The organism is Geomesophilobacter sediminis, assembly GCF_016458275.1.
GTDB lineage: Bacteria > Desulfobacterota > Desulfuromonadia > Geobacterales > Geobacteraceae > Geomesophilobacter > Geomesophilobacter sediminis.
The window spans coordinates 79844-99687 of the sequence record NZ_JAEMHM010000012.1 but is presented as its reverse complement, the minus strand read 5'-3'; the positions used below and the strand labels follow the sequence as shown (position 1 = coordinate 99687).

The following is a 19844-nucleotide window of genomic DNA, read 5'->3' as shown; positions in this document are numbered from 1 at the left end:
AACCCCATCCCCACCCTTGCCCTCCCTTGAAGGGGAGGGTGGTATGGGGAGATTACCGGTGGTTGTGGTTTCGCGACAGCAGGGTCGACATCATCTGGCGCGCCGATTGTTTCACGATGCCGCCGAGGTTGGGATCCCCTTTCATGATCGAGGAAAGGTACCCCTTGGCCTGTTCGAAGGTGATATGCGGCGGCAGCGGCGGGACATCGGGGTCGCAGTGCGCGTCGATGACCGTCGGCCGGTTCGCGCTCAGCGCCGCCTGCCACGCCGCGCCGATCTGGCTCGGGTCCTTGAGCTCGATCCCCTTGAGCCCCAGCAGGTCAGCGTAGCGGGCGAAGGGGAACTGCGGGAGATCCTGGGAGGCGTCGAACTTGGGATCGCCATTCATGACCCGCTGCTCCCAGGTCACCTGGTTGAGATCCTGGTTGTTGAGCACCAGGATCACCAGGTTCGGGTTGCTCCAACTGCGCCAGTTCTTGGAGATGGTGATCAGCCCGTTCACCCCGAGCATCTGCATGGCGCCATCGCCGACCATGGCGATGACGGGTCGCTCCGGGTAGTTCATCTTAGCGGCGATGGCATAAGGGACACCGGGGCACATGGTGGCGAGACCGCCGGAGAGCGAGGCCATCATGCCGGGACGGATCTTCAGGTCACGCGCGTACCAGTTGGCGGCCGAACCGGAGTCGCAGGTGAGGATGCACTTTTCCGGGAGTTGGGGCGACAACTCCCAGAAGAGACGCTGGGGGTTGATCGGGTTGGCCGGCAGCATCGCCCGCGCTTCCATGATTTCCCACCACTCCTTAACCCCCTTATCGATCCCCTCGCGCCAGTGCCGGTCGCTCTTTTTTTCCAAAAGGGGAATGAGCGCCCGCAAGGTCAGACTGCTGTCTCCCTGGAGGTTCACCTCCATCGGGTAGCGCAGGCCGAGCATGCGCGGGTTGAGGTCGATCTGCACCCCGCGCGCCTGCCCCTCCTTGGGGAGGAATTCGCAATAGGGGAAGCCGCTGCCGACCATCAGCAGCGTGTCGCAGTTCATCATCATCTCCCAGCTCGGCTTGGTGCCGAGCAGACCGATGGAGCCGGTGACGAAAGGGAGGTTGTCGGGAAGGACCGCCTTGCCGAGCAGGGCCTTGGCGACTCCGGCCCCGAGCCGCTCCGCGGCTTCGGCGACTTCTTCGCTGGCGCCGAGGGCTCCGGCGCCGACCAGCATCGCCACTTTGCGCCCGCTGTTGAGGATGTCGGCGGCACGGCGCAGGTCTTCCCGACGGGGGACCACCTCCGGTCTGCTGAAACCGATCCCGGTAAAGGTGGTGCCGTGTTTGCGCACCGGGGATTCCACCGCATCCATCTCCTGCACGTCGTTGGGGAGGATGACGCAGGTCACGGTCTGCTCGGCGAGCGCGATCCGGATGGCGCGGTCGATCAACTGGCGGATCTGGCTGGGGGTGCTCGCCATGTGGACGTAATGGTGGGCCACGTCCTTGTAAAGGGAGATGAGATCGACCTCCTGCTGGTAGTCGCTCCCCAGCGCCGAGCTCGCCTGCTGGCCGACGATGGCCACCACCGGCTGGTGGTCCAACTTGGCGTCGTAGAGGCCGTTGAGCAGATGAATCGCGCCGGGACCGGAGGTGGCCATGCAGATACCGACCTGGCCGGTGAACTTGGCGTGGGCGCAGGCCATGAAGGCCGCCTCCTCTTCGTGGCGGGCCTGAACGAATTCGACCTTTTCCTTGGCGCGGTTCAGCGCGCCCATGACCCCGTTGATCCCGTCACCGGGATAACCGTAGACCCGGCGCACTCCCCAATCAAAGAGACGCTGCACCAGAAAGTCGCTGGAAGTAGTGGCCATCTCAGCTCTCCTTTACGTTTTAATGATGGGCGGATTTGAATTCGTAGCAGTCTAAAAGCTCTTTAATTTTTGTCAATGGAGCGGCCGGGCGGTGAACCCTGCGCCTTGACAAGGTTTCGCTGGTTGGTACAACAGGTTGATATTTTTTAATGACAATCCCGGGCCCCCGGTTCGGGATTCTTTTTCTCATTACAAGGACCGGTCGATGTCGCCTATCTCCCGTCGCACTTTTTTATGGCTCACCGGAGGGACCGGGGTAGCCATCGCCACCGCCGCCGAGCGAAAGGTGGTCAACCGCCTGATTCCCCAGGTGATCCCTCCCGAGCAGATCCAGCCGGGCGAGTGGTCCTTCTTTGCCACCACCTGCCGGGAGTGTCCTGCCGGTTGCGGGTTGCAGCTTTGGCACCGCGACGGTCGGGTCACCAAGGCGGAGGGGAACCCGCAGCACCCGATCAACCGGGGGACCCTCTGCCCGCGCGGCCAGTCGGCGGTCCAGGGGCTTTACGATCCGGACCGGCTGCAGACGCTAACCTATCGCCCCAAAGGGGGGCCCGAACAGAAAGGGACGTGGGAACAGGCGCTCGGTTTTCTCGGCAAGCAGCTGGCCGGGGGAGGGAGAGCCGCCGTTCTTTCCGGGTTGCAGACCGGGGCGCTTGCCGAGGTGATGCGCGGCTTCGCGCAGGCCTTCGGCGGGCGGCTCCTCTGGTACGAGCGGTTCAATTACGAGCCCCTGAAACGGGCCCATCGCGAGCTGTTCGGACTTCCGGTCATCCCTTCCTACGATCTGTCCGGGTGCGACTTCATCATCAGCTTTGGCGCCGATTTCCTGGAGAGCTGGATCTCGCCGGTGGAGTACGCCGGCCAGTTCGCGCAGATGCATGCCCTCAGGTCCCAAGCTCCGCTGGGGCGTCCCAGGATGGGGCGGTTCGTCTATGTGGGTCCCCGGCTCTCCATGACCGCGGCCAACGCGGACGAATTCATCCAGGTCCCGCCGGACGCGGTGCGCCTGGTGGCGGCGGCGATCCTGAAGGCGTCGATCGGCCACGGGAAGCAGGATCTCTCTTCCGTCGCTCCGGCCCTGAACGCTTACCTGGGGCGGGGCGCGGCGGTCCCGGGAGTGCCCCCGGAAAAGATCGCCGAACTGGCGCAGGCCTTTACCTCGGCTTCGGCCAGCGTCGCCTTGGCCGGCCCGGTGGGCAGCATGTCGCTCGACGCCGCGGAAGCAGCCGGGGCGGCGGCACTGCTCAACTACGGCGCGGGAAGGATCGGGCAAACCGTGAACTTCGCCCGCCCCCACGCCCTATCCAACGCCGCGACCGACGAAGAGCTGCGCGCCGTTCTCACCACGCTCGGACCAAACGACATCCTGTTCGTTCATGAGTGCAACCCTCTCTACAGCCGCCCCGAACTGGCACCACTCATGAAACGCGCAGGCACCATCGTCTACCTCGGGACGATGATGGACGAGACGGCGCAGGCGGCCCAGTGGGTCCTGCCGACCGACTATCCCCTGGAAAGCTGGGGGGAGTACGCGCCTTACCCTGGGGTTAATGGGATCATGCAGCCGACGATGGGGAGGCTCTACGACACCATGGGCGCGGGGGACCTGTTCCTGGAATTGGCCCGGAGAGGGGGGCGAACGCTGACCAGAAGCGGAGGCGGATCGCCGGCGGATTTCCAAGGGTGGCTCCAGGCGAACTGGCAGGCGATGCGGCCAGCCGCAGCACCGCAAGCGCCGGAGGCATTCTGGACCAGCGCACTGCGCAGCGGCGGGATCTGGGGAACCGAGGGGGCTGGCAAGGGGGTCACTCTTGCCGCCAAGGCCGCCGAAATTTTCGGTGCCGGAGCACCGCCGCACCCCGCCGACGCGGCAACGGCCCAGCTTTGGCTCTGGGGCTCCGTACTGCATTTCGACGGACGCCTGGCCAACCGGGGCTGGATCCAGGAAGCCCCCGATCCGCTCACCTCGATCATGTGGGGCAACTGGGTCGACCTGCATCCCGGCAAGGCGAAGGCGCTGGGCATAGCGGATGGAGACGTCGCCGAACTGGAGACGCCGTCGGGAAAGGTGCAACTCCCGGTTCGGGTGACCGAGGAGGTGAGCGAGGAGACTGCGGCGGTCGCCTTTGGTTTCGGGCATCAGGCGCTGGGGCGGATCGCCAAGGGAGTGGGGGCCAGCAGCTATCTGCTTCCCGGAGCGCCTGCGACCGGCGGTGCCTTCGGGACCTGCCGGATCAGAAAAGCGGCCGGGTGCGAATCCCCTGCCTATACGATGCTTGACCGCGAGCAGCACCATCGCGACATCGTGCAGTGGGCCCCGTTGAGCGAAGTAAGCCGGATGGCACCTGGGGAGGGAGACCAACTGATCCTTCCTTTGCCGGAAGGCTACCGCAAGGAGAAGGACCTCTATCCCAAGCGGGAATACAAGGCACACCGGTGGGCGATGGTGATCGACCTGCAGCGCTGCATCGGTTGCGGGGCCTGTTCCGTCGCCTGCTATGCCGAAAACAACATTGCGGTGATCGGCGGCCCCCGCATCAGTCATGGCCGGGAGATGTCGTGGATCCGGGTCGCCCCCTACCGGAAACCGGGAAGCAAGATGGGTTACGGGTTTCTTCCGCTGCCTTGCCAGCATTGCGATGCGGCGCCGTGCGAGCCGGTATGCCCGGTCTTCGCGGCCATGCACAACGAAGAGGGGTTGAACGCGCAGATCTACAACCGCTGCATCGGCACGCGCTACTGCTCCAACAACTGCCCGTACAAGGTGCGGCGGTTCAATTGGGTCAACATACGTTGGGAGCGCCCTCTCGATCTGCAGCTCAATCCGGAGGTGACGGTCCGGTCCCGCGGCGTCATGGAAAAGTGCACCTTCTGCGTGCAGCGGATCCGGCAGGTCGAGTTCCAGGCGGCTGTGGAGCGGCGCAAGATCCGTGACGGAGAGATTCAGCCCGCCTGCGCCCAGACCTGTCCGACCCGGGTGTTCACCTTTGGCGACCTGCTGGATCCCGATTCGCAGGTATCGAAGCTGACCCGCACCGACCCGCGCCGGTACCACGTCCTGGAGGATCTCAATACCAAGCCGGCGGTGACGTATTTGCGGAAGGTGGATATCGACAAGTAGGGGGACGCTCCCGGGTAGAGGGGGGAGTGCAGTTGCAGGAGCGGCATCCCTGCCGCGGTCGGCTGCCGTCATTCGCGCCTGGAAAGGCGCTCCCACAGGGTAAGCAGCTGCCGGGGGCTGGCGCCAAGGAATCGAGAAGAGACTGAAGTGCGATCGAAGTGCCCCCTCTTCTTCCAGGGTGCGCCCGCGACAGCGCAAGCTTGCGGCACACGGAGTGAGGATGGGGTTCTGCATAGAGTTAGTTGAAGTACCAACCATAGGGGGCGACGGTGGCGGAACTCGGATACGGCGAAATCAACGATGATGCGCTCAGCGCGATGAACCCACCGCGGACGCCGTACCTCGTTGCCGTGGCAGCCCTGGTCGGGGTGGTTGGCTACGCCGCGCTCATCTTCCTCTACCAGATCCAGTTCGGGATGGGGGTGACCGGGCTCAACCGTCCGGTCTGCTGGGCGGTCTACATTACCAACTTCGTCTTCTGGGTAGGTATCGCGCACTCGGGAACCCTCATCTCGGCCATCCTCTATCTGCTGCGTGCCAACTGGCGCAACGCGGTCTCCCGCTCCTCGGAGGCGATGACGATCTTCGCCGTCATGACCGCCGGCCTCTTCCCCCTTATCCACCTCGGCAGACTGTGGGCCTTCTATTACATCGTTCCCTATCCTTCCCAGCGCCAGATCTGGCCGAACTTCATGAGCCCCCTGGTCTGGGACGTCTGTGCGGTCGGGACCTACTTCACGGTGAGCCTCATCTTCTGGGTGGTGGGGTTGATCCCGGACCTCGCCGCGGCCCGGGACCGCTACGAGGAATCGCTGGGCCCGGACCACATCCGCTCCCGGATCTACCGCGTCCTGGCCTTGGGGTGGACCGGCTCGGGGCATCAATGGCGCCATTACGGACGTTCCTACCTCTTCTTTGCCGCGCTGGCTACGCCGCTGGTGGTTTCGGTCCACTCGGTCGTCTCCTGGGACTTCGCCATGAGCCTGCTTCCCGGCTGGCACAGTACCATCTTTCCTCCCTACTTCGTCGCCGGCGCCATTCATTCCGGGCTCGCCATGGTGCTCACCCTGCTCATCCCGATGCGCAAGCTTTTGCACCTGGAACGGCTGATCACCCTGCATCACTTCGAGATGGTCGCCAAGACCATCGTCCTTACCGCGACCATCGTGGGGTACAGCTATGCCATGGAAGCCTTTATCGCCTGGTACTCCGGCGACAAGTATGAGTGGCAGACCTACCTCTACCGCTTCACCGGGCGCTCGGCCTGGATGTACTGGATGATCCTCCCGCTCAACGTCTTCATCCCCTCCCTGTTCGTCTTCAAAAAGGTGCGATCGAGCTACCTCTGGCTGTTTACCATCTCGATCCTGGTCAACGTCGGCATGTGGTTCGAGCGGCTCTTCATCATCTACACCTCGCTGGCGCACGATTTTCTCCCGAACAACTGGGGGGTCTACCGGCCGACCTTCGTCGAATACAGCATCACGGCGGGGTCGTTTGCCTTCTTCTTTGCCTGGTTTCTCGGTTTCAGCAAGTTCCTGCCGACGGTCCCGGTGAGCGAACTCAAGGAGAAGCAAGCCGAGCACGAGCTGGAGGAGACCTCGGCCAAACAAACGCATCCGGGCCAGGAGGCGGAAGTGCAGGGAACCTCCGGAGCGCGGGTGCTCGCGGTCTTTTCCGACGCCGGCCAAGTCCTCGGCGCGGTACAGTCCGCGCTTCGTGCCGGTTTTCGGGAGATCGAGACCTTCTCGCCGACCAAGATCGAAAAGGTCGCGGAGCTCCTCGGACACCATAACAGCCCGGTCCGCTACTGGACCTTAATCGGTGCCATTTCGGGGTTGCTGGGCGGGTTCTGGTTGGCGGTCGGAACCGCGCTGGTCAACAGCCTGATCGTCGGCGGAAAACCCCCGGCCTCGTTGATCCCCTACTGTGTCATCGGCTTCGAGGGGACCATCCTTTTGGGGAGCATCTTCAACCTGGTCGGGATGCTGGTGCACGCGCGCCTGTTCAGCATCAAGGTCCGCCCCGAATACGACCGCCGCTTCAGCCGCGACCGTTTCGGCCTCCTGGTCGGCTGCACGGTGCCCGAAGTCGAGCGGCTCAAGACACTGCTTTCGGAAAACGCCGCGGAGGAGCTGCATGTCCATGGGTGAGCAAAAGAAAGTGACCGCGGCCACCCTCGGCTGGCTGCTGCTCGCGGTGGCCGGGGGGATCGCCTGGTTCCTCGTCAGCCAGGGGGGCCAGGAGCCGCGCGGCTGGCGGGCTCTTTTGTCCAACTTCCTGTTCTTCTCCTCGTTGGCAGGCGGCTTGGCCGCGTGGCCGGCCGTGGCCCGGGGGTGCAACGGGAAATGGCAGCAGGGGCTGGAACGACTGGCGGCGGCCGGGACGGGATTTGCCATCCCCTCGCTGCTGGCGGTAGGGCTCCTGTGGTGGGGGAGTTCGGTCTGGTCCCCCTGGTACGGAAGGATCCACCACCAGGGCGCCTGGCTCGACAACAGCTTCGTCTTTGCCCGGACCTGCCTCGAACTGGTGGTCTTTTGGGGACTGGTGCTGATCTACCTGCGCCAGCGCCGGCAGGGGAGGGCACCGGTAACCGGCGGTTTCCTGATCCTGGTCTACTGCCTGGTGTATTCCCTGATCGGGATGGACTTCGTGATGGCGCTCGACCCGCACTGGTTCAGCACCCTGGCCGGGGCCTATTTCTTCATGTCCGGCCTGTACCTCGGTATCTCGGGGTGGGCCTTTATCGCCGTCTGGCGCCCGGAAGCGAACCCGGAGCAACTGAAGGATCTGGGGCGGCTTATGGTGGCCTTCAGCCTGATGACCACCTACATGATGTTCGCGCACCTGCTCTTGATCTGGTACGAAAACCTCCCGCACGAGGTGCGTTTCATCGTGCCGCGGATGAATTTCGAGCCGGGGAAAGGGGTCGGTTACCTGCTTCTGGCCACCCTCTACTTCGGCCCCCTGGTGCTGCTTTTGATCGAGAAGTCCAAGGCAAACCGGCCCTGGCTTGGGGCGGTTTCGCTGCTGGTGCTGGTCGCCGGCTGGCTGGAGCGCTGGTGGCTCGTGGCGCCTACCTTCAATCCGGCGGCCCTCCCGGGGGCCGAGGAATTCGCGGCGGCGGCGCTTTTTGCCGGAGTTTTCGGCTTTTGTTTCCAGCAGGCGCTGGTCCGGATGCCGGCGAGCTTCATGAGCGGGGAGCGTTGAGATGACAGCCCCGGCGCAGAAAACGGAAGGCAAAGGCTTTGTCGGCTGGGGGGTGCTCGGCTCCCTGACGGTGGTCGTCCTTCTGGTGATCGCCTCCCTGGTAATCTTCAACGTCGTCTACCCGGTCGACATCGGGACGCGCCAGCCGATTCCGTTCAGCCACCGGGTGCACGTCCACACCAAGCACCTAAGTTGCGTGATGTGCCATACCGGGGTGACCGACTCGCAGCGCGCCGGGATTCCGCCGTTGCAGACCTGTCTTTTATGCCACGAGCACATCATCACCACCTTCCCCTACATCCAGAAGCTGCGGGATCATTTCCAGCAGCGGCGGCCGGTGGTGTGGCAGCGGGTGAACTGGTTACCGGAATTCGTCTACTTCTACCATTCGGTCCACGTGAGCCGCGGCATCGACTGCTCCGTCTGCCACGGCAACGTCGCTTTGATGGACCGGGTGATCAAGGCCCGCAAGTTCGAGATGGGGTTCTGCATTCAGTGCCACCGCGACAATAACGCAACCCACGACTGCTTCACCTGCCACCGTTAGCAAAGGAAGGGACCATGCCCAACGCACTGCAAAAGCCGCAAAGCGCCGCCACCGCCTTCATGCTCGCCGGGGCGGGGTGGTTCGTCGTCGGTGCCCTCTATGGAATGGTGTCGGCGATCCATCTGGTGGCGCCGGAGTTTTTCTCCAACATCCCCTGGCTCGTTTTCGGGCGGGAACGCCCGATCCACGTCAATACCATGCTCTACGGCTTTACCGGAACCATGCTCATCGGCTGTGGCCTCTATTACGTACCGGCGCTTCTGAAGACCCGGCTTTGGTCCGAGCCGCTGGCGTGGGTCTGCTTTGTCCTGTGGAATCTCACCATCCTGAGCGGGCCGGTCTGCTTCTCCTTCGGCTACACCCAGGGACGCGAGTATAGCGAATACGTCTGGGCCGCGGACCTGATGCTCATGGTGGCGGTGGTCCTGGCCATTTACAACATGGTGATGACGGTGGCGCAGCGAAACGAAAGCCAGCTCTACGTCTCGGTATGGTACTTCTTCGGAGCGATGCTCTGGACCGCGTGCAACTACCCGATCGGCAACGTGATGTGGCATCCCAAGACCGGGGCGATGCCCGGGTTGATCGATTCGATCTTCCTTTGGTTTTGGGGGCACAACCTGCCGGGGCTATTGATAACCCCGCTCGCGACCGGCGCCGCCTACTACGTCATCCCGCGGGTGGCCCGGATGCCGCTCAACTCCCACACGCTGTCCCTTTTGGGGTTCTGGTTCCTGGTCGCGCTCTATACCCACATCGGCGGCCACCACGTGCTGCAGTCGCCGATCCCCAACTGGCTCAAGACGGTCTCGGTGGTGGACTCGGTATCCATGGTTTTTCCGGTCTCCATCGTCGTCATAAATCTCTGGATGACGGCGCGCGGGGTGGGGCGGCGGGTCTGGGGCGATCCCGCCGGGCGGCTGGTGATGGGGGGGATCGTCTGGTACCTGGTGACCTGCATCCAGGGGCCGCTCCAGTCCCTTCCCTACCTGCAGCGGGTGACCCATTTCAACAACTGGACCATCGGGCACGCCCACATCGCCATGCTCGGCTTCGGCGGCTACATTGCGCTCGGCGCGATGTGGCACATCCTCCCCCTGGTCACCGGGCGCAGCGTCTACTCCAACAAGCTGGTCAACCTGCAGTTCGGGCTGATCACCTTCGGGCTGACCGGCTTCTTCCTCGATCTGACAGCGGTCGGGCTGATCCAGGGGAGTGCCTGGAACAACGGCGAGACGGTCTACCGGGTGCTGCCGGAACTGGCTCCTTTCATGATTACCCGCGCGGGGCTGGGGATCTTCATCCTGACCGGGGCGCTGGTCGGCTTCTACAATGCGGTGATGACGGTGCTCGGAGGGAGGAGGCTGGCGGCTGAGGAGTTGCAGCGGGCGGAGGAGCCGGTATGAAGATGACCCCGGGGGTACTGATCATCGGCGCGTTGCTGGTTTTCTGGGCCTCCGCCTTCATCATCGCGGGGCTCCCCGCGGCAACCATGAAGGAGAAGCCTTCCGATATCTGGCGGCCGCTGACCGCCGAGGAGGAAGCGGGACATCGCCTTTACGTGGCCAACGGCTGCAGCTACTGCCATTCCCTCTTCATCCGGATCAACGACTGGGACATCGGGGCGGAACGGATCGCCCAGGCAGGGGACTACGTCGGGCAGGAGCCGATCATCCTGGGGAGCGAGCGGACCGGACCGGACCTGTCCCAGGAGGGGGGGGAGCATCCCGACGACTGGCACCTCGCCCACTTCACCAACCCGCGCTATACCAGCCCGATTTCGCTGATGCCTTCCTGGGAGTTTTTGGGGCGGCAAGAGGTCCGGCAACTGACCGCCTACGTGCAGGCCCTGGGGCTCAAGGCGGCGGATTACCGAACCGCCCGGCAAAAGTATTGGAAGCAGCAGGCATCGGCGGCCTACGCCGCGGGACCCGACGCCAACGTGGAGTGGATCCACTCCCAGGTTCCCGAGGTCTGGAGGCGCATGCCCAACCCCTATCCGGCCGATGCGGCAGCGCTGGCGCGGGGCAAGCGGATGTACCAGGACTTCTGCGTGAACTGCCACGGTCCCATCGGCGACGGCCAGGGCCCTGCCGCGGCATATCTCTATCCGCCGCCGCTCAACTTCACCACCTTGCGCCGGCACCTGGTGGAAAACCGCTACATCGGAGGCATTTTTTACTACCAGATCATGAACGGGATCACCGGCACCGCCATGCCGTACTTCAAGAAGCACCTGGAATCGGAAAAAATCTGGGATCTCGCCAACTACTTAGGCGTCTATTTCGTCGGGTACACCGATGCCAACATCGAGCCCCGCGGCATCGACGCAGCGTACGAGGGGCCGTGGCAGAACCCGTACCAGCCACCGGCCAAGGGGGCAAAATGAGCAGCTTAGCCGATACCGAGCTGATCGTGTACCTGTGGGTGGGGTTTTTACTGCTGATGCTGGCGGGGCTTGCGGGGGTGTTCTGGTGGGCGGTACGCAACCGGCAGTTCGCAGACCAGGAGCGGGCACGGTTTCTCGCGCTGGAAAGCCGGATTCCGGCAGGTGATCCGGTTCGGGCCGGCGACGGCAGGGATGCGGAGAAAGTAGTCCCTCCTGCCAGAAACGATGACAATAAGGTCATCTCTCCAAAGGAGGTTGACGGTGATCAGAGCGTCCCCTCTCCTTCAAGGAGAGGGACAGGGTGAGGATGGGGTTTCTTCGACCGCTTAGAGAAAAGCAAATCCCCCCTTGCCCCCCCTTTGCCAAAGGGGGGATGAAGGTCGTAAGAGGGTCGCGGACATGATGCTCTACCTTTACGTGCGACAGAACCAGTGGATCGTGGTCACCATCCTGACCGGCGTGTCGCTCATGATCCTCATGTGCCTCATCTACCATGACATGTGGCGGGCCCGGGGCGAAGAGAGCGTCAAGGCAAACACGATACGGATCACCGGCATCATTCCCCTGCTGCGCTGGCTGGGAAGCTTCGTCCCCTGGGCGGTGCTGCTGGTTTTTGCCGGAGACCTTGCCTACACCATCCTCCACGTACTGATGGCGGCGTCGCAGCCGCCCAACTGGTGAGGCGCACCATGGACGAGAAGAAGTGGTATGACGAGCATCGCGAGCTTCCCTCCCCTTGGGAGTGGATCATCGTCGTTTTGTTCAGCGCCGCCATCGTGGGGTACGGGCTGATCGTATTCTATGCGGTGGGCGACGGGCCGCGGCACTGGGACGTCGGACAGCTTCCCGACACGCCGGCGGAATCGATCTACTCCACGGACGAGCCGAGAGGAAAGGTGCAGCGCCAGCTGCCGAGGCTCCCGGAATCCTACGGGCCGACCATCGAGAAGGCCCCGCGCGAGCAGCTCCGGGAGCGGGGACCGACGCGATGAAGAAACTGATAATCACGATACTGCTGATCCCCCCGCTCGCGTTGGCAGTCCTTTACCTCGTGGTCCTCTACGAGGGGCCCCGGATGGTCGAGCAACCGCACGTTCGGACCTTCCAGGCGGTGCTGCCGCCCCTGCCTCCCGGGGTGGTGCCGGTCCAGGCGGCCGTCTCGGTCCCCTCGGCCCAGGCTGCGGCAGGGCTCGTCAATCCGCTCCCGGCCGACCCGGCGATCGTGGCGCAGGGGAGCGTCTACTACCAGTACTACTGCATCTTCTGCCACGGCGAGCACGGCGCCGGCAACGGGCCGGTCGGGCAGAGCTACGTCCCCCGTCCCGCCGATCTGCATAGCGCCAGGGTGCGGGGCTTTACCGACGGCCAGCTCCTTCGGGAGATGCTGACCGGGGTCGGTCACGAGCCGGTCCTGGAGCGGGTGGTAAAGCCGCGTCACCGCTGGCCGCTGGTGCTGTATGTCCGGGCGTTGGGGGTTGCCCACCCCTGACCCGTAGGATTTATTCCGACGAGTGCTTACCCTGTGGGAGCGCCACTCCTGGTGCGAACCCGGCGGGTAATCGCGCCAGGAATGGCGACCCCACAGAAAGGGCGATGTCCCTTGCTGAAGTTCACTTGATCCGCTGCATCCAACAAAGCCCTCACTCCCCCACCTGTTTCCCCACCACGTGCTTGAGCGTGAACCCCTGCACCAGGATCGAAAACACCACCACGACATAGGTGGCAAAGAGAAACACGGTCCGCTCTCGCCCCTCCGGAATGGTGAGGGCCAGCGCGACCGGAATTCCGCCGCGCAACCCGCCCCAGGTCATGATGAAGGCGGTGCGCAAGGAGATGCCCCGGCGCAGGTGCAAAAGCGACCCGAGCAACACCACCGACAGATAGCGGGCGACGATCACCAGCGGCACCGCCACCAGCGCGGTCAGCAGGTGGATTACGGTGAGGCTTCGGCTGATCACCAGCACCTCGAGACCGATCAGGGTGAAAAGGATCGCGTTGAGCAGATCCTCCACCAGGTCCCAGAAAAGGTCGAGGTTGCGCCGGGTGCGCTCCGACATCCCCAGTTTTCTCCCCCGCCCTCCGATCAATAGTCCCGCCACCACCATCGCCAGCGGCCCCGAGACATGGAGCACCGTCGCCAGCGAATAGCCGCCGCTGACCAGGGCCAGCGTAATCAGGATTTCCAGACGGAAGTTATCCACGCTCTTGATCAGCAGGTAACCCACCCAGCCGAGCAGGGCACCGTAAAACGCCCCTCCCACCGCCTCGCGACAGAAGAGGGCCGCCACCTCTCCGACGCTTACCGGTCCGGTGTCCTGGGTCAGCACCATCAGGGAAAGAAACAGGACGATCCCCACCCCGTCGTTGAAAAGGGACTCCCCGGCGATCATCGCGTTGACGCGCGCCGAAACGCCGAGGCGGCGCAGGATGGGAAGGGTCGCCACCGGGTCGGTGGGGGAAATGAGCGCTCCGAACAGAAAGCAGAAGACCGGCCTGAGCTGCAGCCCGAGAAGCTCCGAGATGCCGTAGAGCGCCCCGCCGATCATCCCCGCCGAGACGACAACTCCCGCCACCGAAAGGATGGCGATGTCGAACTTCACGTCGAGAAGCTCCTCCACCTTCACGAAAAGGGCTCCGGCGAAAAGGAGAAAGCTCAACAGTCCCTCCAGGAAAAGGACATTGAAGTTGATGCGCTCGAAGATTTTTTGAACCGGCTGGACGATGTCGACGCCCAGGTACGAAAGCCCCATCAGGAGCAGGGAAAAGGCCAGGCTCTGCAGCATGAGCCCGATCATGGTCGGAAGCTTCAGGAAACGGTAGTTGAGGTAGGAGAAGAGGGCGGCCAGCGAGGTGAGGATGCCGATGATATGGAAGGTGCGCATGGCATCAGCCGTGGCGGAGCCGTTCCAGGGCGCAGCGGGCCGCGTGGTAGCCGCACATGCCGTGGACGCCGCCGCCGGGGGGGGTGGAGGCGGAGCAGAGGAAGATATTTCGGTCCGAGGTGGCATACGGGTGCAGCCCGGGGACCGGGCGGGCGACGATCTGGCCCAGGTCCTGGACCCCGCCGTTGATGTCGCCGCCGACGAAGTTCTCGTTGTAGGCCTCGATCTCGGCGGTGTCCCGGGTGTTCCGGGCCAGGATCAGATCGGCAAAACCGGGCGCGAAGCGCTCGATCTGCGCCTCGATGCGGTCGGTCATGTCGAAGATGGAGCCGTTGGGGACGTGGCAGTAGGCCCAGCCGGTGTGTTTTCCTTCCGGTGCCCGGGTCGGGTCGCAGACGCTTTGTTGGGCGACCAGGACGAAAGGGCGTTCCGGTGGCTTCCCCTGCCAGACCTCCCGCTCGGAGGCGGCGATCTCGTCCAGAGTCCCGCCCAGGTGCACCGTGGCCGCGCGGCGGCAGCCGGGTGCAGTCCAGGGGATCGGTCCGGAGAGCGCCCAGTCGATCTTGAAGATGCCCGGTCCGTAACGGTACTCCTCGAGGCGGCGCCGGTACTCGGCATCGAAGCGGCTGCCGGCTATCTTCAGCGCCTGCCGCGGGGTGAGGTCGAGGATGAAGACGGCGTTGGGCGAGCAGTTTTCCACCGAGCGGAGCGGGGTCGCCGTCCGGATACGCCCGCCAAGGGACTCCAGGTGGGCGACCAGCGCGGTGGGGATGGCCGCCGATCCCCCTTTGGCAACGGGCCAGCCGTTGACGTGCCCAAGGAGCCCGAGGATGAGGCCGAAGGCGGCGGAGCCGGGGCGCTCCAGGGGGAGAAAGGAATGGGCCGACAGCCCGGCGAAAAGGGCGGCGGCCCGCTCGCCGCGGAACTGGCTCCGGGCGAGCCCGGTGGCGGAGCGCAGGGCAAGGGTGCCGAATCGGGCCATCACGAGCGGGTGTTTCGGGAAGTGGATCGGCGCCAGGACCTCTTCGGCCAATTCCTCCCAGCTGCCCAGCAACGGCTCCATCAGCTGCTGGTACGGGCGCCGGTCCGACGGGTCGAGAGATCCGGCGGTCTGTTTCAGGTCCTGGTAGAGAAGCGCCGCAGTGCCGTCGTCGAAGGGGTGGGCCAATGCGGCCTCGGGATAGATCCACTCCAGGCCGTACTCGGCCAGGGGGAGCCGGCTCAAAAACGGAGAAGCCGCGCCCAGCGGGTGGATGGCGGAGCAGACGTCGTGCCGGAAGCCGGGAAGGGTGAGTTCCTGGGTGCGGGTTCCCCCGCCGACCGTATCGGCGGCTTCGAGCACCGTAACCGGATACCCTTCGGCGGCCAGCAGGATGGCGGCGGCAAGTCCGTTGGGCCCGGATCCGGCGACTATGATTTCCGTCTCTTTGTTCATGGTAGAACCTATAGCAGGGATTGACTGGATGAACAGCGTTCTCTCTCAATCGTGCTCCCGGGGGGAGCTGTGACAGTTTCACTTTCCGAATCAGAGAGTGCCGGGTCGGGCAATGACTTGAATGCGGTGATGCGCAGTGAGTTTCCCAGTACGGTAAGGCTGGAGAAGACCATCGCCAGTGCCGCCAAAAGGGGGTGCAAAAGCCCTGCGGCGGCCGCCGCTACCGCCAGTGCGTTGTAGATGAAGCTCCAGGCGAAGTTTCCCACCACGATCTTGCGGCTTTCCCGGCTGAGGTCGATCAGCCACGGGATCAGCCCAAGTCGGCTGGAGAGGATCACCACGTTTCCCGACTGCCGAGCGAGGTCGGTCCCCGCCCCGATGGCGATCCCGGTGTCTGCGGCGGCGAGCGCCGGCGCATCGTTGATGCCGTCTCCGACCATGGCAACCGAGGTGCCTGAGTCTGCCTCCGAGACGATCTGCAGCTTCTGCGCCGGGGTGCGCGGGGCCTCCACCCGTTCGATCCCCACCGATGCCGCAACCGACCGCGCGGCCTCGGCCCGGTCCCCGGAGAGGAGGGCGCAACGGATCCCGCGGGCCCGAACTGCCGCTACCGCGCCGGCGGCATCCGGCCGTAGCGGGTCGTGGAAAAAAAGGCGCCCGGCCGGCGCGCCGTCCCAGGTGACGTCGATGGCGGTGAGCCCGGCGACCTCCGCGCCCCAGTCGTCAGCCGGGCCTGCGTTTCCCGCCGACATCAGACCCTCTTTCCCCTGCCGCGTCACCCGCCCTTCGATCCCCATCCCGGGATGGAGCACGATCCCGGCTGCAACCCCCTCCTCGATGCCCCGCGCCTGGGTAGCCGCGATCACCGCCTTTCCCAACGGGTGGCTCGTCCCCCGTTCCAGGGCGGCGAGGCACCCCAACAGTTCCTCCTCCCCCAGAACGTCGCCGGTAAGAAGCAGCTTCGTGAGGGTCGGCGTCCCTTGGGTGAGGGTGCCGGTCTTGTCAACGTAGAGCAGGTCGGTCCGGGCGATCCCTTCCATCACGGCGCCGCCGCGTACGATGACCCCCTCTTTGGCGGCCCGGGCGATGGCAAGCGAGGTAGCGAGCGGGGTGGCGATCCCCATGGTGCAAGGGCAGGCGACCACCGCGACGGAAAGGGCGGCGAGCCAACCGCGGCCGGGGTCCCCCTGCCAAAACCAAAAGCAAAGCGCGGCGACGGCGACGACGAGCACCGCCGGGATGAAGAGGGCGGCGGCCCGCGCCGCGAGACGCTCCGCCTCCGACGGTGAGCGCCATGCCTTTTGCACCAGGTTGATGATCCGGTGGAGCAGGAGCTCCGGGCCGGTCCGCTCCGCGCGGATCACCACGCTGCCGTTGCCGTTGACGGTGCCGGCGGTGACCGGGTCACCGCGCCGGCAGAGGCGGGGGAGGGGCTCTCCGGTAAAGCCGCCTTCCTCGACGGTGGTCGTCCCCTCGACGATGATCCCGTCCGCGGCAATCCGTTCACCCGGCCGTAGGCGGATCAGATCCCCGGGGCGCAGCTCGGCAACCGGGACCTCGCGGCACTGGCCGTCGTCGACGCGCAGCGCCGTCTCCGGGAGGAGCGCTTCCAGGCTGCGAAGGAGTTCCGCGGCTCCCGATTTCGCGGCTCCCTCCAACAGGCGCCCGAGGGTGACCAGGACCGGGAGCATGGTCGCGGTGTCGTAATAGACCGGGCCGGAGCCGCCCCAGGTATGGACGGCGCTCACCGCAAAGGCGCTAAGCGATCCCGCCGCCACCAGAGCCTCCATCCTCAGGCTCGCTCCCGAGCGGCGGGAGGGGAGGGCGAAAAACGGCGGGAGCAGGATCGCGAGCGCCGGGGCCGAAAGCCCGAACAGCACCTTGCGAAAGAGCGGGATGGTGGGCTGGTTCACGCTGTCGGCGTAGAGGAGCAGCGAGATCATCATCACGTTCATCGCCAGAAGGGTTCCCACTCCCAGGCGCAGCAGCGCCCAGTTCCGCACCCCGTCCCGGCTTTTGCCGACGATGGCGGCCGCCAGCCGGCAGGCGTGACAGCAAAAAAGCGGAGCGGCACCGGCGCCCCCCCGGATCGGCAAGCCGCAGTGGCTGCAGCAGGAAAACGTCTCAGTTACCATGCCGGCCCCCCGGGGGTTCCGTCTCGGAGGCGATCGCCTGCGGCGCGGCGGGGCAGGGGAGGAAACGGTGCAGCAGCGGTCCCCCCCGCAGCGCGGTTACCGCGCCCAGCCCGAGCAAAAGTACCGCGGCACCACGGACCCCCCAGCGCCGGGTCCGCGCGGTGACCACGGCCGCAGTCGATCCCAGAGCCAGCAAGGGAAGCGTGGTTCCCACCCCCACCCCCGCCATGGTGGCAAGCGCTGCCGGCACCGACCCCCTTTCCATGGCATAGGCGAGGAAGGCGAGCAGGATCGGGCAGGGGAGAAGCCCGGAGACCACCCCCATGAGCAGCGGAGCGCCGGGGGAGGAGGTGGTGAAAAGTTCCCCGGCCAGACGCAGCAGCGCACCACAGCCTTTGCCGCCGCGCACCGGGAGCACGCCGAGAAGGCTCATCCCCGCCGCGACCATGACCGCCCCCGTGGCCCATCCGATGAGGTTCTGCACCCCGCCTCCGGCGAGAACCCGGGACAGGGTGGCGCCGGCGTGGGCCGCCAGCGCGGCGAGGAGGAGGTAGCTGGAGAGCCTTCCCGCGTGCCAGAGCAGCTGGCGCCGGAGCGCCTTCGGTCCCGGCTGGAGCAGTACGAAGCCGCCGCACATGCCGAGGCAGTGGGCAAAAGCGGCGGCTCCGCCGGTAAGGCCGAGGAGGAAGGTAGTTGACCACTCGTTCATGCCAGACTCCAGGCTGCGTTTCGGCCAAGGGGAGGGGGGGAAGGTGCCGATCACTTGGAAAACATGCCGACGTCGACCTCCCGGAAGATGGTTTCCAGGTAGCGGGAGTTCAACTGGCTTTTCGCCATGAGCCGCTTGAGTGGCGGGAGGCGCAGGATCGCCCCCAGCACCGCCGCCATCAGGCGGTGGCTCAGGAGCGCGTGGTTGTCGAAGATGAGGTTTTGCAGCTTGCCCCGTTCGACGGCCATCAGGACCACCCGGTGCGCCGTGTTCACCGGCGTCACGATGCGTTGCTTGCGTGGGCGCAGCACCAGGGCGTGCTGTGGGCAGGCGTTGGCGCAGACCCCGCAGCCGAGGCAAAGGTCGGCCTTCAGGGTCGGCTGCACCAATTCCCGCGCGTTCCCCGACGGCGGGGCCGGGAGATCGATGGCATCGATGGGGCAGCTCCGGACGCAGCTGCCGCAGCCGGTGCAGATCCGGCGGTTCACCTCCGGGAGGCAGTTCGTGGTGTACAGGGCCTGCGGGATCGCCAGCCGGCGCACGGCGATCATCGCTTCGCAGCAGCAGCCGCAGCAGTTGCAGATGAAGTTCACCCCCTGCTGCACGTTGTCGGCGCACTGCACCAGGTTCCCCGATCGCGCCCGGTCCAGGATCTCGAGCGCCTCCACCGGCTCCACGCTGCGTGCCACCTTGTTGCGAATCAGCGACGCGGCCGCGTCGTTCAGGGTCAGGCAGTTGTCCAAGGGGGCCTGACAGGCCCGGCCCAGATGAAACATCTTGTGCCGGCAGTAGCAAAGCCCCACCGCGATGTGGGTGGCGCTTCGGATGATTTCGCTCGCCCGCTCGTAATCCAGCACCTGGGAGCCGCCGGAGAGTGCCAGCGCCGGCTCGTTCACCAGGACCCTGCCGAGTTGGGTCCTCCCCCCGGTAAAAAGCTCCCGGATGAAGGCGTCCTCCATATTCAAATACTGGTAGAAGAGCCGGCTCAGTTCGCGTTGGTCGAGGTCGGTCCGCATCCGCATCAGGGAGAATTCGAAGAACCCGGCCATCGGCGGGGGAAGGACGTAGAGCAGCGTCCCGTTGCGCTCCAGGTCCAAAAGAAGGGCGCGCGAGGCGAGATCTTGCAGGATCTTGGCGGCTTCGGCTTCCGGGACCCGCCAGATGCCCGCCGCCTTCCGGGCGCTGAACGGACGCAGCGGCAGGCGGGAGACCCGCTCGGCGTCCTTTTCATTAAAGATCAGGGCCAGAATCCGGTACAGCAGCTCCGAGACCGGAGCTCCTTGCGGGAACAGGTTCAGCCGCTCGGCGAGGAGCCGGTACCCGTTGTCCTTGAGATGGTGAGACATGCGGTGCCCGCCTTTTTAATGATTAATGCAGGTTAATGGATCGACACAGTATAGCAGCCGTCCGGCGGCGGGCAATCTTTCAACTACGCAAACTGGAAGGGGAAAAATTTCACCCAAAAGATTTGACAGGAAAATGGGCTGCTGCTACTATCTCGCCTATTAAACCAAACCAATTAAAATGAACAAATTTGGATGATCATTTGATTGACGGGCACCCG

Annotated in this window: 16 protein-coding genes; 10 read left to right on the top strand and 6 right to left on the bottom strand. The window is 65.0% G+C overall.

Translation table 11 applies throughout. From position 1 onward, the window contains the following. Window positions 1-52 precede the first annotated feature (52 nt). Window positions 53-1852, bottom strand: coding sequence for a thiamine pyrophosphate-requiring protein (locus JFN93_RS15400; RefSeq protein WP_199384992.1), 1800 nt, complete (start codon window positions 1850-1852; stop codon window positions 53-55). Between the two features lie 205 nt (window positions 1853-2057). Between JFN93_RS15400 and JFN93_RS15395 the strand changes: the two genes are divergently transcribed. The 10 genes from JFN93_RS15395 (at window position 2058) to JFN93_RS15350 (ending at window position 12608) form a co-directional block, all read left to right on the top strand. After that, window positions 2058-4973 (top strand): 4Fe-4S dicluster domain-containing protein, encoded by a 2916-nt coding sequence (locus JFN93_RS15395; RefSeq protein ID WP_199384991.1) that lies wholly within the window; start codon window positions 2058-2060, stop codon window positions 4971-4973. Window positions 4974-5242: 269 nt separating this feature from the next. Next, complete coding sequence (locus JFN93_RS15390) at window positions 5243-7126, top strand: quinol:electron acceptor oxidoreductase subunit ActD (protein ID WP_199384990.1); 1884 nt, start codon at window positions 5243-5245, stop codon at window positions 7124-7126. Next, on the top strand, window positions 7113-8183 hold the full coding sequence (locus JFN93_RS15385; RefSeq protein WP_199384989.1) for a hypothetical protein: 1071 nt from the start codon (window positions 7113-7115) through the stop codon (window positions 8181-8183). The genes JFN93_RS15390 and JFN93_RS15385 overlap by 14 nt, the downstream gene beginning before the upstream one ends. Window position 8184: 1 nt before the next feature. Next, on the top strand, window positions 8185-8730 hold the full coding sequence (locus JFN93_RS15380) for a cytochrome c3 family protein (protein WP_199384988.1): 546 nt from the start codon (window positions 8185-8187) through the stop codon (window positions 8728-8730). 14 nt (window positions 8731-8744) lie between these two features. Next, window positions 8745-10136 carry a cbb3-type cytochrome c oxidase subunit I gene (locus JFN93_RS15375; RefSeq protein WP_199384987.1) on the top strand — a complete coding sequence of 464 codons (1392 nt, stop codon included), beginning with the start codon at window positions 8745-8747 and terminating at the stop codon, window positions 10134-10136. Continuing rightward, window positions 10133-11119, top strand: coding sequence for a cbb3-type cytochrome c oxidase subunit II (locus tag JFN93_RS15370; RefSeq protein ID WP_199384986.1), 987 nt, complete (start codon window positions 10133-10135; stop codon window positions 11117-11119). The genes JFN93_RS15375 and JFN93_RS15370 overlap by 4 nt, the downstream gene beginning before the upstream one ends. Continuing rightward, complete coding sequence (ccoS, locus tag JFN93_RS15365) at window positions 11116-11424, top strand: cbb3-type cytochrome oxidase assembly protein CcoS (protein WP_199384985.1); 309 nt, start codon at window positions 11116-11118, stop codon at window positions 11422-11424. Before JFN93_RS15370 ends, ccoS begins: the two co-directional genes overlap by 4 nt. Window positions 11425-11518: 94 nt before the next feature. Beyond that, complete coding sequence (locus JFN93_RS15360) at window positions 11519-11800, top strand: hypothetical protein (RefSeq protein ID WP_199384984.1); 282 nt, start codon at window positions 11519-11521, stop codon at window positions 11798-11800. A gap of 8 nt (window positions 11801-11808) precedes the next feature. Beyond that, entirely contained in the window at window positions 11809-12111 is a 303-nt protein-coding gene (locus JFN93_RS15355; protein WP_199384983.1) for a hypothetical protein, read from the top strand. After that, window positions 12108-12608 (top strand): c-type cytochrome, encoded by a 501-nt coding sequence (locus tag JFN93_RS15350; RefSeq protein ID WP_199384982.1) that lies wholly within the window; start codon window positions 12108-12110, stop codon window positions 12606-12608. Before JFN93_RS15355 ends, JFN93_RS15350 begins: the two co-directional genes overlap by 4 nt. A gap of 151 nt (window positions 12609-12759) precedes the next feature. Here JFN93_RS15350 and JFN93_RS15345 read toward each other — a convergent pair whose 3' ends face one another. From JFN93_RS15345 to JFN93_RS15325, 5 genes are read right to left on the bottom strand one after another with little or no spacing between them, the layout of a single operon-like run. Further along, window positions 12760-14001, bottom strand: a complete 1242-nt coding sequence (locus JFN93_RS15345) for a cation:proton antiporter (protein ID WP_199384981.1) — start codon at window positions 13999-14001, stop codon at window positions 12760-12762. A 4-nt stretch (window positions 14002-14005) separates the two neighbouring features. Further along, a complete protein-coding gene (locus JFN93_RS15340) occupies window positions 14006-15436 on the bottom strand; it encodes a phytoene desaturase family protein (protein ID WP_199384980.1) in 1431 nt (476 codons plus the stop codon). 8 nt (window positions 15437-15444) lie between these two features. Beyond that, window positions 15445-17571 carry a heavy metal translocating P-type ATPase gene (locus JFN93_RS15335; protein ID WP_199384979.1) on the bottom strand — a complete coding sequence of 709 codons (2127 nt, stop codon included), beginning with the start codon at window positions 17569-17571 and terminating at the stop codon, window positions 15445-15447. Then, window positions 17561-18280 carry a sulfite exporter TauE/SafE family protein gene (locus JFN93_RS15330; RefSeq protein WP_199384978.1) on the bottom strand — a complete coding sequence of 240 codons (720 nt, stop codon included), beginning with the start codon at window positions 18278-18280 and terminating at the stop codon, window positions 17561-17563. Before JFN93_RS15330 ends, JFN93_RS15335 begins: the two co-directional genes overlap by 11 nt. Before the next feature lie 50 nt (window positions 18281-18330). Further along, window positions 18331-19626 carry a 4Fe-4S dicluster domain-containing protein gene (locus JFN93_RS15325; protein WP_199384977.1) on the bottom strand — a complete coding sequence of 432 codons (1296 nt, stop codon included), beginning with the start codon at window positions 19624-19626 and terminating at the stop codon, window positions 18331-18333. Window positions 19627-19844: the final 218 nt, after the last annotated feature.

Excerpts from the sequence above, each read along its gene's own strand:
- JFN93_RS15400 (WP_199384992.1), bottom strand. The coding sequence starts at position 1,852 with ATGGCCACTACTTCCAGCGACTTTCTGGTGCAGCGTCTCTTTGATTGG.
- JFN93_RS15395 (WP_199384991.1), top strand. The coding sequence starts at position 2,058 with ATGTCGCCTATCTCCCGTCGCACTTTTTTATGGCTCACCGGAGGGACC.
- JFN93_RS15385 (WP_199384989.1), top strand. The coding sequence starts at position 7,113 with ATGTCCATGGGTGAGCAAAAGAAAGTGACCGCGGCCACCCTCGGCTGG.
- JFN93_RS15380 (WP_199384988.1), top strand. The coding sequence starts at position 8,185 with ATGACAGCCCCGGCGCAGAAAACGGAAGGCAAAGGCTTTGTCGGCTGG.
- JFN93_RS15375 (WP_199384987.1), top strand. The coding sequence starts at position 8,745 with ATGCCCAACGCACTGCAAAAGCCGCAAAGCGCCGCCACCGCCTTCATG.
- JFN93_RS15370 (WP_199384986.1), top strand. The coding sequence starts at position 10,133 with ATGAAGATGACCCCGGGGGTACTGATCATCGGCGCGTTGCTGGTTTTC.
- ccoS (WP_199384985.1), top strand. The coding sequence starts at position 11,116 with ATGAGCAGCTTAGCCGATACCGAGCTGATCGTGTACCTGTGGGTGGGG.
- JFN93_RS15360 (WP_199384984.1), top strand. The coding sequence starts at position 11,519 with ATGATGCTCTACCTTTACGTGCGACAGAACCAGTGGATCGTGGTCACC.
- JFN93_RS15355 (WP_199384983.1), top strand. The coding sequence starts at position 11,809 with ATGGACGAGAAGAAGTGGTATGACGAGCATCGCGAGCTTCCCTCCCCT.
- JFN93_RS15350 (WP_199384982.1), top strand. The coding sequence starts at position 12,108 with ATGAAGAAACTGATAATCACGATACTGCTGATCCCCCCGCTCGCGTTG.
- JFN93_RS15345 (WP_199384981.1), bottom strand. The coding sequence starts at position 14,001 with ATGCGCACCTTCCATATCATCGGCATCCTCACCTCGCTGGCCGCCCTC.
- JFN93_RS15340 (WP_199384980.1), bottom strand. The coding sequence starts at position 15,436 with ATGAACAAAGAGACGGAAATCATAGTCGCCGGATCCGGGCCCAACGGA.
- JFN93_RS15335 (WP_199384979.1), bottom strand. The coding sequence starts at position 17,571 with ATGGTAACTGAGACGTTTTCCTGCTGCAGCCACTGCGGCTTGCCGATC.
- JFN93_RS15330 (WP_199384978.1), bottom strand. The coding sequence starts at position 18,280 with ATGAACGAGTGGTCAACTACCTTCCTCCTCGGCCTTACCGGCGGAGCC.
- JFN93_RS15325 (WP_199384977.1), bottom strand. The coding sequence starts at position 19,626 with ATGTCTCACCATCTCAAGGACAACGGGTACCGGCTCCTCGCCGAGCGG.